General features: G+C 46.1%; 12 protein-coding genes. 5 read left to right on the top strand and 7 right to left on the bottom strand.

What is annotated here, in order from left to right; genetic code table 11:
• Positions 1 to 4464: a chromosome partition protein MukB gene (mukB, locus tag H9L11_RS12160; RefSeq protein WP_205391102.1), complete on the top strand. Its 4464-nt coding sequence runs from the start codon at positions 1 to 3 to the stop codon at positions 4462 to 4464.
• Positions 4465 to 4607: 143 nt separating this feature from the next.
• Here mukB and H9L11_RS12165 read toward each other — a convergent pair whose 3' ends face one another.
• From H9L11_RS12165 to H9L11_RS12195, 7 genes are all read right to left on the bottom strand, one after another.
• Positions 4608 to 4760, bottom strand: coding sequence for a hypothetical protein (locus H9L11_RS12165; protein ID WP_005378381.1), 153 nt, complete (start codon positions 4758 to 4760; stop codon positions 4608 to 4610).
• A 227-nt stretch (positions 4761 to 4987) separates the two neighbouring features.
• Entirely contained in the window at positions 4988 to 5956 is a 969-nt protein-coding gene (locus H9L11_RS12170; RefSeq protein WP_005378387.1) for an alpha-L-glutamate ligase-like protein, read from the bottom strand.
• Positions 5957 to 5959: 3 nt separating this feature from the next.
• On the bottom strand, positions 5960 to 7465 hold the full coding sequence (locus tag H9L11_RS12175) for an inactive transglutaminase family protein (protein ID WP_005378389.1): 1506 nt from the start codon (positions 7463 to 7465) through the stop codon (positions 5960 to 5962).
• An 11-nt stretch (positions 7466 to 7476) separates the two neighbouring features.
• Positions 7477 to 8223 carry an ATP-dependent zinc protease gene (locus H9L11_RS12180; protein WP_005378391.1) on the bottom strand — a complete coding sequence of 249 codons (747 nt, stop codon included), beginning with the start codon at positions 8221 to 8223 and terminating at the stop codon, positions 7477 to 7479.
• A 276-nt stretch (positions 8224 to 8499) separates the two neighbouring features.
• The gene (gene cmoB, locus H9L11_RS12185) at positions 8500 to 9471 is read right to left on the bottom strand and encodes a tRNA 5-methoxyuridine(34)/uridine 5-oxyacetic acid(34) synthase CmoB (protein WP_017820038.1); all 972 of its coding nucleotides are present in this window, start codon (positions 9469 to 9471) and stop codon (positions 8500 to 8502) included.
• A gap of 81 nt (positions 9472 to 9552) precedes the next feature.
• Positions 9553 to 10290 (bottom strand): carboxy-S-adenosyl-L-methionine synthase CmoA, encoded by a 738-nt coding sequence (gene cmoA / locus H9L11_RS12190; RefSeq protein WP_017635063.1) that lies wholly within the window; start codon positions 10288 to 10290, stop codon positions 9553 to 9555.
• Positions 10291 to 10383: 93 nt separating this feature from the next.
• Complete coding sequence (locus H9L11_RS12195) at positions 10384 to 11217, bottom strand: DUF72 domain-containing protein (RefSeq protein WP_225455363.1); 834 nt, start codon at positions 11215 to 11217, stop codon at positions 10384 to 10386.
• A 306-nt stretch (positions 11218 to 11523) separates the two neighbouring features.
• Here H9L11_RS12195 and aspS point away from each other — a divergent pair, with 306 nt between their 5' ends.
• From aspS to ruvA, 4 genes are all read left to right on the top strand, one after another.
• Positions 11524 to 13302 carry an aspartate--tRNA ligase gene (aspS, locus tag H9L11_RS12200; RefSeq protein WP_064353747.1) on the top strand — a complete coding sequence of 593 codons (1779 nt, stop codon included), beginning with the start codon at positions 11524 to 11526 and terminating at the stop codon, positions 13300 to 13302.
• A gap of 143 nt (positions 13303 to 13445) precedes the next feature.
• A complete protein-coding gene (locus tag H9L11_RS12205; protein ID WP_017635061.1) occupies positions 13446 to 14192 on the top strand; it encodes a YebC/PmpR family DNA-binding transcriptional regulator in 747 nt (248 codons plus the stop codon).
• 92 nt (positions 14193 to 14284) lie between these two features.
• Positions 14285 to 14806 carry a crossover junction endodeoxyribonuclease RuvC gene (gene ruvC, locus H9L11_RS12210; protein ID WP_005387909.1) on the top strand — a complete coding sequence of 174 codons (522 nt, stop codon included), beginning with the start codon at positions 14285 to 14287 and terminating at the stop codon, positions 14804 to 14806.
• 67 nt (positions 14807 to 14873) lie between these two features.
• Positions 14874 to 15485, top strand: coding sequence for a Holliday junction branch migration protein RuvA (gene ruvA, locus H9L11_RS12215; protein WP_017820041.1), 612 nt, complete (start codon positions 14874 to 14876; stop codon positions 15483 to 15485).
• Positions 15486 to 15538: the final 53 nt, after the last annotated feature.

Raw genomic sequence — 15538 nt, forward strand, 5'->3', positions numbered from 1 at the left:
ATGATTGAACGCGGTAAATACCAATCGCTGACCATGGTCAACTGGAACGGCTTCTTTGCCCGTACGTTTGACATCGATGGTCTGGTCACCACGCTATCAGGTGGTAACGGTGCAGGTAAATCAACCACAATGGCGGCGTTCATCACCGCATTGATTCCTGACCAAACGCTGCTGCACTTCCGTAACACGACAGAAGCAGGCAGCAGCCAATCGTCTCGCGACAAAGGTCTGTACGGTAAGCTACAGCCGGGCGCGTGTTATGCGGCGCTTGACGTGGTTAACTCACGTAACCAACGCCTATTGTTCGCAGTAAAACTGCAGCAAGTTGCAGGTCGTGATAAGAAAGTAGATATCAAACCGTTTGTTATCCAAGGTCTTCCAAGCCATGTGAAACCAACAGATATCTTGGTTGAAAGCGTATCTGCGACTCAAGCTCGTGTACGTCAAATCAATGAAGTAAAAGAATCAATCGCAGAATTTGAAGGCGTTCAATTTAAAGCCTTCTCTTCTATCGTGGATTACCACGCACAAATGTTTGAATTCGGTGTGATTCCGAAGAAACTGCGTAACTCTGGTGACCGTTCTAAATTCTACCGCCTGATCGAAGCATCGCTTTACGGTGGTATCTCAAGTGCGATTACCCGTTCGCTACGTGACTACCTTCTGCCACAAAACGGCGGCGTGAAGAAAGCGTTCCAAGATATGGAATCGGCGCTGCGTGAAAACCGCATGACGCTAGAAGCGATCAAAACTACGCAAGCAGACCGTGACTTGTTCAAACACTTGATCACAGAGTCGACTAACTACGTGGCAGCGGACTATATGCGCCATGCTAACGAGCGTCGTAAAAAACTAGAACAGACATTGTCTTTGCGTTCAGAGTTATTTGGTTCTCGCGAGACCTTGATTGAGCAAAACAATCTGCTTAATCGCGTTCAAGAAGAGCTGGAACTGCTGATCGAATCAGAATCTTCTTTAGAGCAAGACTACCAAGCGGCTTCTGATCACTTGCAACTGGTGCAAAACGCGCTGCGTCAGCAAGAGAAGATCGAACGCTACCAAGAAGATCTTGAAGAGCTGAGCGAGCGTCTTGAAGAACAAATGATGGTAGTGGAAGAAGCGCAAGAACGCGTGATGATGGCTGAAGAGCAAGCTACCGTTGCAGAAGAAGAGGTGGATAGCCTTAAGACGCAACTTGCTGATTACCAGCAAGCTCTTGACGTTCAGCAAACTCGCGCCCTTCAATATCAACAAGCAGTTCAAGCGCTGGAGAAAGCGAAGCAGCTACTTGGCGATGACAGCCTAACGGCGGAATCGGCTCAAGCGCTTGTCTCTGAGCTTAAGAGCAAAGAATCAGAACACACCAATGCGTTGCTATCGGTTAAGCACAAACTGGACATGTCTTCTGCAGCGGCAGAGCAGTTTGAAACCGCGCTTAAACTGGTACAAAGCATCGTTGGTCAAGTTGAGCGCAAAGACGCGTCTGAACATGCGAAAACTGCAATTGCGAAAGCGCGTGAGTCACAACAAATTGCACAAAACGAACAACAATGGCGAGCACAACACCGTGATCTCGAACGCAGCCTTAACCAGCAGCGTCAAGCACGTGAACTGGTTGCTGAATACAAAAAGCAATATCACGTTGAACTAACCGATGAGGTTACGTTTGAACAAGAACGTGAACGTCATGCGACGCAAATCGAATCACTAGAGATAGCTCAAGAAGAAGTTCGTGATCAGCGTGGTGAACAGCGCCGTCTAGAGCAAAACGCGGTGGCAGAAATCAGTAAGCTTGAAGCAATAGCACCAGCTTGGATTGCGGCGAACGATGCGCTAGAGAAACTGAGAGAGCAGAGCGGTGAACAGCTTGAGGATCGCCATGCGGTAATGAACCACATGCAAGTTGTCCTTGAACAAGAAAGGGAGCTGTCTTTAGCTAAAGATAAGCTTGCTGAGCGCCGTAGCCAGCTAGACTCTGAGATTGAGCGTCTTGCTTCTCCTGGTGGTTCAAATGACCCTCGCCTGAAAGGTTTGGCAGATACGCTGGGCGGTGTATTGCTGTCTGAGATCTACGATGACATCACGATTGATGACGCGCCTTACTTCAGTGCGATGTACGGTCCGGCTCGTCACGCTATCGTCGTTTCTGACTTGTCAGGCATCGAAGAGAAACTGGTAGAGCTAGACGACTGTCCAGAAGACTTGTACATCATTGAAGGTGACATCGATGCCTTTGATGACAGCTCGTTCGATGCAGAAGAGTTAGAGGGCGCGGTTTGCGTTCGTATGAACGATCGCCAAATGCGTTACTCTCGCTTGCCTGAGATCCCATTGTTTGGCCGCGCGGCACGTGAGCAGCGTCTAGAGTTGCTGCGTAACGAACGAGAAGAAGTGGTAGAGAAACACGCAAAAGCGGCGTTTGATTCTCAGAAAATGCAGCGCTTGTACCAAGCGTTTAACCTATTTGTGTCTAACCACATTCAGGTTGCTTTTGACGCCGATCCAGAACAAGCACTGGCAACTATTCGTGATAAGCGTAACCAAATTGCTCGCGTGTTGGCGGATCTGGATGCGAAAGAGCAACAACAACGTTCTCAGCTTCAAACCAGCAAGCAAGCGTTGTCTTCTCTGGACAAGCTAGCGTCACACATGGTGCTTGTTGAAGATGAGTCATTGCAAGCGCGTTTTGATGAGCTAGAAGAGAAAATCGCTCAGCTTGCAGAGGCAAAAAACTTCTTAAACAACCATGCAAAAGCCGTCACGCAATTAGAGAATATTGCGTCTGCGCTTGATGCTGACCCAGAGCAATTCGATGCACTAGAAGCAGAATACAAAGCGGCAGACGAGCGGCTACAAGATCTTAAGAAGCAAATCTTTGCACTCTCGGATCTCGTTGAACGTCGTCACTACTTCGCTTACTCAGATTCAGTAGACCTACTGAACAAGAGTAGCGAACTGAGTGAGCAGCTAAAAGCTAAACTGGTTCAAGCTGAACAAATGCGTACTCGCTCTCGTGAAGAGTTGAAGCAATCGCAGGGTCAAATGAACCAATACAACCAAGTATTGGCATCATTGAAGAGTTCACACCAAGCGAAACTGGAAACGGTTCAAGAGTTCAAACAAGAACTTCAAGAGTTTGGTGTTAATGCGGACGAAGGTGCGGAAGAACGTGCAATGCGTCGTCGTGACGAACTGCACGAGCGTCTACACACGTCTCGCAGTCGTAAGAGCGAATACGAGCGCACGATCACCTCTACTGAACTAGAGATGAAAGGCTTGGCGAAACGTCTGAAGAAAGTTCAGAAAGAATACGTTGAGCTACGTACGTTCGTGGTTGCAGCGAAAGCTGGCTGGTGTTCAGTACTTCGTCTGGCGCGTGAGAACGATGTTGAGCGTCGTCTACACAAGCGTGAACTGGCTTATATGTCAGCGGATGAACTGCGTTCAATGTCGGATAAATCATTGGGTGCGCTGCGTCTCGCGGTTGCGAACAATGACGACCTGCGTGATGCGCTGCGTCTATCAGAAGACAATGCACGTCCAGAGCGTAAAGTTCTGTTCTACATCGCGGTTTACCAACATCTTCGCGAGCGCATTCGTCAGGATATCATCCGTACTGATGATCCAGTTGAAGCGATCGAAGAGATGGAAGTTGAGCTAGCGCGTCTAACGGAAGAGCTAACCCAACGTGAAAACCGCTTAGCGATCAGCTCTGAGTCAGTAGCGAGCATCATTAAGAAGACGATTCAGCGTGAGCAAAACCGTATTCGTATGCTGAACCAAGGCCTGTCGAACATCTCGTTTGGTCAGGTGAAGGGCGTACGTCTAAACGTGAAGATCCGCGAAAGTCACGAAGTGCTACTGAACGGTCTAGCGACACAGCAAGAGCAGCACAAAGACCTGTTTGAATCGACTCGCTTTACTTTCTCCGAAGCAATGGCGAAGCTGTTCCAACGTGTGAACCCACATATCGATATGGGTCAACGTTCTCCTCAGGTTCTGGGTGAAGAGCTACTGGATTACCGTAACTACCTAGAGCTAAGTGTAGAAGTGAACCGTGGTACAGATGGTTGGCTACAGGCTGAGTCTGGCGCACTATCAACAGGCGAAGCGATCGGTACCGGTCAGTCAATCCTTCTGATGGTCGTGCAAAGCTGGGAAGAAGAGTCTCGTCGTCTACGCAGCAAAGACATTGTGCCTTGTCGTTTGCTTTTCTTGGATGAAGCAGCGCGTCTGGATGCGAAATCGATCGCGACATTGTTCGAATTATGTGACCGTCTGGATATGCAGCTTCTTATCGCGGCGCCTGAAAACATCAGCCCAGAGAAAGGTACGACCTACAAACTGGTGCGTAAGGTGTTTAAAGATCACGAACACGTACACGTGGTTGGTCTGCGTGGTTTTGGTCAAACGGATAAGCCTAAGACTGAAGCACAAGAGATGATTGAAGAGTTTGAATCGTAAACTTCGAATCTAACAAAACGCCCGCAATGAACGCGGGCGTTTTTGTATCTGTTTGCGAGGCAGGCTTCGAACTACATAAGATAAGCCGAGACTGTAGGACGGCAGTCTCGGCTTATTAGCGGAACTTAATGAGGAAGCGACGTTTATTCCTCTGGAATATCGTCCCTGACTTCGATCATTTCAGCAAGCTCTTCAAGTGCTTGGACAGAAAGCTCAGACAAGCGTTGTAGGTGTTGGTCTAAGCTCTCTTGTTCTTCAAGCTCTGGTTCATCATTATTTGTTTCTTTTATTAGCATTTCCCAACCTCTCAAGTTGAGTAAGGGGAGCTCTCATCATACTCAAAAGGCAAAGTAGAAAAGAAACGATCTATGTTGATTTTGTTAGCTCGATCATTGATTCAACTTATATATGAGAAGGATGTGTTTAATAAGGAGAGCAAGTGCAAGGTTTTTGGATGCGGGAACAAAAACGCCAGTAATCATGACAATTACTGGCGAGTAATAACGAACATTATGTCGGAGGGTTAGAACAACGGCTTCACACCGAACTGCTCTGCCGCGTAAGCGACGCGTTCAATCGGTTTTGGATACTCAGCAGGTGTACCAAGGCTCTCTATGTGTTTCAAACGAGGAAGCAAGCCTGCACCATTAGCGATTTGGATTGCCAGACCAGGGCGAGCGTTAAGCTCTAAAACCATAGGTCCTTCATCTTTATCCAGCACCATATCCGTACCCATGTATCCCAAACCTGTCATTTCCCAGGCACTTGACGCAAGCTCCAGCAAGCGCTCCCAATGCGGTACTTGAAGGGTCGAAAGGTCTTTACCTGTATCAGGGTGATGAGTAACTGGATGATCGAACTGCACCGCTCTGACGGCTTTACCTGTCGCGATGTCAATGCCTACTCCTACGGCACCTTGGTGAAGGTTTGCTTTGCCGTCGGAAGCCGCTGTAGAACAGCGCATCATCGCCATAACTGGATAACCTTTAAATACGATGATCCGAACATCTGGTACGCCTTCATAACTGAAGCCATCAAAACAGTCATCAAACTTGATTAAGTTTTCAACCACAGCAACGTCATTTTTACCACCAAGAGAGAAAAGGCCAGCAAGCGCATTACTAATGTGACGCTCGACCTCATCCCTACCAATTGTAGAGCCGGAGGGTTTGGTATATACCCCGTTTTTGTGAGACGTAACAACCAGAATGCCTTTACCGCCACTACCTTGTGCAGGTTTGATTACAAAACCAGGCCAGTTCTCAACCATTTTGTGGATAGTCTTAACTTCAGCTTGGTTATGAATGACACCGATCAGGGCAGGAACTGTTGCTCCTGCTGCCTGTGCAATAATTTTGGTCTTTAGCTTGTCATCGACAAGTGGGTATTTAGAACGATCATTGTAACGGCCAATATAGCTGTGGTTACGCTTGTTCATCCCCATAATGCCTTTATGGCGAAGCTTAGACGGCGAAGTAAAACTTTCGAACATCGTTTAGTCCTCCGCTAGTGGTTTGAAGCGTCGTAGCTCAGTGAGGCGGTAACCTGTGTAAGTACCTAGTAATAGAATACCGGCCAGAACAATCAACTGTAGACCAATGAAGTTAAAGGTTAAGTGTTGAATGTATGAGTTCGTCATTGCAAGGTAAACTAATACCGCTGTCAGCAATGAACCACCACCTTGCAGAGCAACTTCCTTCGCACCTTCTTCTTCCCATAGGATTGACATACGTTCAATCGTCCAAGACAAGATGATCATAGGGAAGAAGGTAATTGTTAGGCCTTCTGTTAAGCCCATTTTAAACGCAACAACGGTGAACACCGAGATGATCATAATAACGGTAATAATGACCGCAGATATCCTTGCTACCAGCAATAAGTTCAACCTAGACAAATAGCTTCGAATAATCAGGCCTGTACCTACAATTAGCAAGAAACCGACAATACCCGTTAATAGTTGAGTTTGAACAAAAGCAACGGCAATCAACACAGGCATGAAGGTACCGGATGTTTTCAGGCCGATAATCACACGCAAGAACACAACGATCAGAGCACCGATAGGGATGAGCATGATGGTTTTGAACATCGCTTGCTCTTCCAAAGGTAAGCTATGAATTGAAATATTCAGTAATCCATCTGCTTCTATTTTGTTGTTTGTAGCTTGTTGTGGTGTCATTTCTTGCTTAATCATCGAGAAATGCACTTGGCTATTTTTACCACCAACAAGGTCAAGTAAGGATACGTTTGATTCATCCCACACTAACAAGTTGGGTTTCACTGCTTTTTGTTCGGATTTTGGTGAAAACAGTACCCAATCTTTACCTGACCAAACCTGAACCATTGGTTGAATTGTTTGGCGTCGACGACCATCTTCTAGTTCGATAACACCGACGGTTTTGCTTTGTATACCTGCGGTAAGCAAAATATTATGCAGTGCATCAGTACGGCTGAAATCGTTCAGTAGTAGCGACGAGTTTTGGCTATCTGGGTCATTAAGCGCTTTGATAAGCTCACGAGTAAACGTCACATTATCGGCAGAGCGACTCATCGCACGTTCGATAAGGGCATTTGCCGCTGCTGCTTGTGGTGCTGATAGCGTTGGTGGCGTAATGTCTTCCGTTGGCGGTAAAGGAGTGACTTTAGCCTGAGGGTCTACTAAGAACTGGGCTTTGTAGTATATGGTTTGTGGCCCTTGAGCTTGGCGAATTGACCATTCTGCACGACGGCCTGAATCGTCATTGATGTAGGAAACGCCATAACCTGATGAGGAAGCAGATTCACCGATAAGTGTGTAACCACTTTGTGTATGAGGTGCTGCAAGTGACGCTTTTACTTCGTTGCCGTTAGCATTGAACTCAATACGAGCTTCTACATCCCATACCTGACGAGTTTCGCCTGGCGTCCAAGGCACGCCGTAGTTTTCATGCCTGAAAACACTCAGAGCAATGCCCGCAATCACCAATAAGATGATAGAAAGGTAAAACGGTATTTTTGACGTCATAATCTACCTTATTATTTTTTATCTTCGTCCGTTTGGATATAGGTACGACTTACATCGACAAGTGCTATGTCGCGCATAAATTCTCTACCCAGTAAAATAGGATGGTTCATATGTGAGCGATCTGCCAACGTAAATTGCGCTTTTTCATGAATTTTTCCAACGCGCACCCAAAGTTCTACCACAGCGCGGCGTTCTAACTCTTCACTGGTAACCTGGCGGATTTTGACGTAGCGAATGACAGGAGCTTCGATCCAAGTACTTTTCTCTTCTTCGGATTTACTGGTGTCTGCTAAGTGGAATCGGACCCATTTTTTACCATTTCTTTCGAACTCTTCAATATCAACGGCATTTAAAGACGACGTCGCGGCACCAGTGTCGATACGTGCATCAAAAGTTTGCTTAATCGACTCTACAGTGACCTTTTCGATAGAGCCAAGGACAATATCGTGAGTTGGGGTTGGTTCCACAGGAGCGGGAGATTGGACAATAATCGGCTCTTTCGGTTTTTTTACTTCTGCCATTGCTTCATCGCGAAATGTAAGAAGTTCAACCTGTAGTTTATCGACTTGTTCTTCAAGGCTGTCGATATAGTCCGATTGGTTGCTGAGCTGTAGCTCTAGGTTGGTAATGCGATTATTGACATTCGCTTCTGAATTTTGAATCGCCGCTAACGTTTCTTGGTGGTACTGTTCGCCTTTGGTTAGTGAGCATCCAGATAGTAAGGCGATGGCAACAATCGGGGTCAATCGTAATAACATTGAAAACCTTGGGATTGGATTAAGTTGTTTATTTTTTAGGAGTTTAGCTTATATCGATAAAGCCTCACAAGTAAGAATGTTTCTCTATTACTTATTGTTTGAGGAATAGTGATGAAAAGCCAAAAATCAAGGGCATAAAAGCGCATCCTTATTTAGAGCGTGCTTATATTTTGACGTGAAAAATGGATTCAAAAAACAAACTCGCTCATTACGAGGAAAGAGGGTAATGTCTTAACTCGTAAAATGAGTTAAGACAATGTCAGGAATCTCAGCGAATTATGATTTGCGAGCGACAAGAACCGCGCGGCGAGGGGCAGGATAGCCTTCTACAGTTTTGCTTGGGTCGTTCGGATCTAAGTAGTCAGGTAGAGAGTTATGCGTCATCCAATCTGTGGTACGTTGTTCATCTACGGATGTGATGTTTTCATCAACGATACGAACATCTTCAAAACCGACCAATTCTAGCCACACTTTTAGGGCTTTTGCTGAAGGGAAGAAATAGACATTACGCATTTGCGCGTAACGAGAAGTCGGGACCAGTACTGCATTCTCATCACCTTCAATCACGAGTGTTTCCAATACGAGTTCACCTCCAGATACCAATTGATCTTTTAGTTGCACTAAATGATCGAGAGGCGAGCGGCGATGGTAAAGCACGCCCATGCTGAATACCGTATCGAACGCTTCTAACTTAGGTAGTTGTTCAATGCCCAATGGCAGTAGGTGTGCACGTTGGTCATCGCCCATTAGTTTACGAATTGCTTCGAACTGAATCAGGAACAGGTGAGATGGATCGATACCGACAGTTAAGCGTGCACCTTCGCCTAGCATGCGCCACATGTGGTAGCCGTTACCACAACCTACATCGAGTACGCTGCGATTCTTTAATGGTGAAATATGCGGAAGCACGCGGTCCCATTTCCAATCACTGCGCCACTCAGTATCAATATGGATGCCGTGTACGTTGTATGGGCCTTTGCGCCAAGGATGGAATGTACGAAGTAAGCTTTCTAGCTTTTTAAGTTCCCCTTGAGGCATGGGCTCATTGTTTGAAATCGTGACAGAATCAACAATGTCGATGTTGTCCGGTCTACCCGCTGGGATTTTGTTCAGGGCTTTCAACCAGCGACCAAAGTCACCGTGCTCTGCATTTTGCCAATCCGTTAGCTGTTGTGGAAGCACATTAAGCCAAGGTTGAAGACGGGTGTCTTGGGCAATCAATTGGTAGAAATTTGCAAAGTTAAACATAGTTAGTTAATCGCTGAGTTGATGGGTATAAATTATTAACAAAAGCCGAAATCGGTATGGTTCAGGCTTGGTATGCATGGTCTATTTAATCGCGAACATGGAGCCGAAGTTAAAGCATTGGAACCAAACGTCATAGCTAGAAAAGCCAATTTTAGCGAAACGCTCTTTATGTTCTTTCTTTGAATCTGGGCGCATTACGTTTTCTATCGCGCTGCGCTTTTGGCTGATTTCTAGTTCGCTATAACCATTCGCACGTTTAAAGTCGTGGTGAAGGTCAATTAACAGCTCGTTCGACACTTCATCTTCGAAGACGAATTTCTCAGATAGAATCAAAATGCCGCCCGGACGAAGGCCAGCGTAAATTTTTTCGAGCAAGGAGTAACGATCTTCTGGAGAGAGGAATTGCAAAGTGAAGTTCAACACCACCACTGACGCGTTTTCAATTTCGATATTGCGAATGTCTGCTTCTACTACATCCACAGGAGTGTCACTGCGGTAAGCGTTGACGTGAAGTTTACAACGCTCAACCATTGCAGGAGAGTTGTCCACTGCGATGATTTGGCAACCTTCTTGTTTGATATGGCGACGCATAGACAATGTTGCAGCACCCAAAGAACAGCCAAGGTCATAGATGTTTGAGTGAGGTTTTACAAAACGCTCTGCCAGCATACCGATTGCAGAAATGATATTGCTGTAACCCGGTACCGATCGTTGAATCATGTCAGGAAATACTTCCGCTACGCGTTCATCGAACGTGAAATCCCCAATTTTATCGATTGGAGCCGAAAAAATAGTATCTGGATTGCTCTTAGGGTTCATAACTAAGTCTCTGCATACAAGCCGCCTGAAAATGTCAGGCACCAAAAAAGGCGCGTATTTTATGGGAATTTCGCGCCTCTGTCATGTGTTGCGTTAGAACATCTGTAACTGCGAGTTGCCATCGTCAGCTGGGAAAGGTGATAACTCAGGGAGTGTGATACGCTTTTGTATGTCTTTATATAGGTTTGCGGCCAACTCTGGCGCAATTATATTGTCTGCGGTATGGATCATGACATATGGCTGTTTACCTTCGGCAATCCATTGTGGCAACTTGTTGAGCCATGGTTTAAAAAACTCGTAATTTTGTTGTTCTTCTGGATGACCAATAAAGCGAATCAAAGGATGTGAAGCGGTAGCAATGGCGTGAACAGGGACTCGTGGTTTTTTCATTTGTGCATCAATAATCGCCTCATTGTCGGGCTTAGCGGCAAAGACTGGGCGGCTATCCATAATAATGCGGTCAATATTATTCTCTACTAACCATTGGTTAAGTGCTCGCTCTTCTTCGCCTTTGGAGAAAAATGCCATATGGCGAACCTCAACACCGAGAGGGAAGTTAGGTGGAAAGCTCGCGCAGAACTTTTTCAGTCGATCAAGGTGCTCAGGACCAAATGCGGCTGGTAATTGAATTGTCCATTGGCCTACACGGTCATGCAAAGGCTCCATGACTTTCATGAAGTCTCTCAGTTGTTCGCTGCAACCTCTTAGCATTTGCTCATGAGTAATGGCTTTAGGAAGTTTGAAAGTAAAGCGAAAATCATCGTGGGTTGCGGCTCTCCAGTTTTGCACTGTATTGAGCGTCGGTGTGGCATAAAATGTCGTGTTGCCTTCCACGGTATGAAACACTTGCGCATACCTTTCTAAACGTTCAGCGGGCTTTGTCCCGCTGCCGTAAAAACTTTGTTGCCATTGATTGTGCGACCACATTGTCAATCCAAGTCGAAGAGGTAAGTTATCCATTATTCTTTACTGCTTGCTACTCGTGTGAATACTTTACGAGAGTTTTGCTGAAATAGGTAATTTCACGCTATAATCCTCCCCAATTTTTTCGCTTTGGTGAGCTTTTGAACATTTGTTGTACTAAAAAGCACCAGTGAATGATAAAACACACGTAATTGTATGTTGAGTAGTCGATTTTCGTGGACATTCAGCGTATAACTGAATCTTTACTCTGCTTAGCAATGAGGCTGACAGAGCGTAGTTAACAACATTTGAGAGATTGGGAATTTCATTATGCGTACCCATTACTGTGGTCACCTGAACAAGTCCCTTGCAGGACAAACTGTAGAACTTTGCGGCTGGGTTAACCGTCGTCGTGATTTAGGCGGTCTTATTTTTATCGATATGCGAGATCGCGAAGGTATCGTTCAGGTAGTTGTTGATCCAGATATGGCAGATGCGTATGAAGTGGCTAACACACTTCGTAATGAATTCTGTATCAAGCTAACTGGTGAAGTTCGCGTTCGTCCAGAAAGCCAAGTAAACAAAGACATGGCAACAGGTGAAGTTGAGATCCTTGCGAAAGGTCTTGAAATCATCAACCGTTCTGATGTTCTGCCTCTAGACTTCAACCAAAAGAACTCTGAAGAGCAACGTCTGAAGTACCGTTACCTAGATCTACGTCGTCCAGAAATGAGCGACCGTATCAAGCTACGTGCTAAAGCGTCTAGCTTTGTTCGTCGTTTCCTAGATGACAACGGCTTCCTAGACATTGAAACACCAGTACTAACAAAAGCGACACCAGAAGGCGCTCGTGACTACCTAGTACCTAGCCGTGTTCACAAAGGCAGCTTCTACGCGCTTCCTCAGTCTCCACAGCTATTCAAACAGCTTCTAATGATGTCTGGTTTTGACCGTTACTACCAAATCGTTAAGTGTTTCCGTGATGAAGACTTGCGTGCTGACCGTCAACCAGAATTCACTCAGATCGATATCGAAACGTCATTCATGACGGCTGACCAAGTTCGTGCAACGACTGAGAAAATGGTTCGTGAAATGTGGCAAGAGCTACTAAATGTTGACCTAGGTGAATTCCCAGTAATGCCGTTCAGCGAAGCGATTCGTCGTTTCGGTTCGGACAAGCCAGACCTACGTAACCCACTGGAACTAGTAGACGTTGCTGACCTAGTGAAAGATGTTGAGTTCAAAGTATTCTCAGGTCCAGCAAACGACGAAAAAGGCCGCGTTGCCGTTATTCGCGTTCCAGGTGGTGCATCTTTGACTCGTAAGCAAATTGATGGCTACGGTGAATTCGTTGGCATCTACGGTGCGAAAGGTCTAGCTTGGATGAAGGTTAATGACCGTGCAGCGGGCATGGAAGGTATCCAATCTCCAGTCGCTAAGTTCCTAAATGAAGACGTGATCAACGGCATTCTAGATCGTACTCAAGCGGAATCTGGTGACATTATCCTATTTGGCGCTGATAAAGCGGGTATCGTTGCAGAAGCAATGGGTGCGCTACGTTTGAAACTAGGTAAAGACCTAGAGCTAACGGATGAATCTGCTTGGGCTCCATTATGGGTGGTTGACTTCCCGATGTTCGAAGAAGATGACGAAGGCAACCTACACGCGATGCACCACCCATTCACATCGCCTCTAGGTGTGACTGCGGAAGAGCTAAAAGCAAACCCTGCTGCGGCAAATTCTAACGCTTACGATATGGTTCTAAATGGCTACGAAGTGGGCGGCGGCTCTGTTCGTATCCACAACGCAGATATGCAAGAAGCCGTATTTGATATTCTAGGTATCACACCTGAAGAGCAACAGCTTAAGTTCGGCTTCCTGCTTGATGCGCTGAAATTCGGTACGCCTCCACATGCTGGTCTTGCATTTGGTCTAGACCGTCTAGTAATGCTGCTATGTGGCACAGAGAACATCCGTGATGTTATCGCGTTCCCTAAAACAACAGCAGCGGCGTGTCTACTAACAGACGCACCAAGTATTGCGAACCCAGCAGCGCTAGAAGAGCTAGCAATCGCAGTAACTGCAGCGAAAGAAAAAGACGCAGAATAAGCGCACAACATTTGAAGAAAACTCCCGCAACTGCGGGAGTTTTTGTTTAAATAAACCCAAGAAACTTCCAAAGCAATTTCCCAAGCAACGCTTTTTAGAACATGTTTTGTTATTAAGCGTCAAAATACATTAAAAGGTGAATTATGGCTGGTCATAGTAAATGGGCGAATATTCGTCACCGTAAAGCAGCGCAAGATGCGAAGCGCGGCAAAATCTTTACTAAATTAATTCGTGAAATCGTTGTTGCGGCAAAAGAGGGGGGCGGTGAGCCAGAAAATAACCCACGTTTGCGAGCAGCAATTGATAAAGCACTGTCTAACAACATGACACGTGACACTGTCAACCGCGCTGTCAGCCGAGGTGCTGGTGGTGAAGGCGACGACAACATGGAAACCGTGATCTATGAAGGTTATGGTCCAGGTGGTACGGCGGTCATGGTCGAATGTATGACGGATAACCGAAATCGTACGGTATCTGGCGTACGTCATGCATTCTCAAAGTCAGGCGGTAATCTGGGGACGGATGGTAGCGTCAACTATCTTTTCGACAAGAAAGGCGTGATTTCATATGGCCCAGGTTTAGATGAAGATGGGGTAATGGAAGTAGCATTAGAAAGTGGTGCTGATGACATTGAAACGGCAGAAGATGGCTCGATTGATGTCTACACGGCCCCAGGCGATTTTGGACTCGTAAAAGATGCTCTTGATGCCGCAGGGTTTGAGGCAGAGAACGCTGAGGTGTCGCTGATCCCATCTACGAAAGCAGATTTGGACGCGGATACTGCGCCAAAACTACTTCGTTTGATTGACGCTTTGGAAGATCTGGACGACGTTCAAGAGGTTTATCACAATGGTGATATCTCTGACGACGTTGCGGCTACGCTAGATTAAACTCAAGGTGTCGGGAGCGGTATTTGCTCCGAAGTTAGCAAGTAATAATAAAAAGACTGAGGCCGAATTAGGCCTCATTTTTAGGAACATTCATGTCAATTATTTTGGGCATTGACCCAGGTTCGCGCATTACCGGCTATGGGGTCATTCGTCAAAATGGACGCCACTTGCAATACCTTGGTAGTGGCTGCATTCGTACTTCAGAAAAAGAACTTCCGGGTCGGCTTAAACAGATTTATGCAGGCGTCACGGAAATCATTACCCAGTTTCAACCGGACGTTTTCGCGATCGAGCAAGTGTTTATGGCCAAAAACGCGGATTCAGCGCTAAAACTTGGCCAAGCTCGTGGCAGTGCAATTGTTGCTGCGGTGAATGCGGAGTTGCCGGTATTTGAATACGCGGCTCGTCTTATTAAGCAAGCTGTCGTCGGCACTGGTGGCGCGGACAAAGCGCAAGTTCAGCATATGGTTCAGCAGATGCTTAAATTGCCCGCCAAGCCTCAAGCGGATGCAGCCGATGCTTTAGGTGTGGCGATTTGTCATGCCAATACTAACAAGACTCTCGTTGCGTTAGCGGGCAAAGCAACCAGTGCCAGAAAAGGGCGCTACCGTTAAAATTAACTGGATGTCTATCCAGTTCTTTATTATCCTGTCGCAAATTCATTTCCAAAGAGTATTTATAGTGATTGGACGTCTTCGTGGCATACTGATTGAAAAACAACCACCTGAAGTATTAATTGAAGTTAATGGCATTGGCTATGAAGTCCAGATGCCAATGAGCTGTTTTTACGAACTGCCAAATGTTGGCGAAGAAGCCATTATTTATACTCACTTTGTTGTCCGTGAAGATGCGCAATTGCTATACGGTTTCAACACAGTAAAAGAACGAGCACTTTTCCGTGAAGTGATCAAAGCCAATGGCGTTGGTCCTAAACTCGGTCTTGGTATTCTCTCTGGTATGACAGCAACGCAATTTGTTACTTGTGTGGAACATGAAGACGTTTCTACGCTGGTTAAGCTTCCAGGCGTTGGCAAGAAAACCGCAGAGCGATTGGTTGTTGAAATGAAAGACCGCTTGAAAGGGTGGGGCGCAGGCGATCTATTTACACCATTTACGGATGCTGCTCCTGCGGATTCTAGTGCGACATCCAACAACGCGGAAGAAGAGGCAATCAGTGCGCTTCTAGCTCTAGGTTACAAGCCGACTCAAGCGTCGAAAGTGGTATCTCAGATCGCTAAACCGGACATGAGCAGTGAGCAAATGATCCGTGAAGCTCTAAAATCAATGGTGTAACGCTGGTTGCACAGTGAACATTTGTTCAAGATAACTCATTCTCTAAGGTTAAT

Source organism: Vibrio sp. sp1, assembly GCF_016920955.1.
Lineage (GTDB): Bacteria > Pseudomonadota > Gammaproteobacteria > Enterobacterales > Vibrionaceae > Vibrio > Vibrio alginolyticus.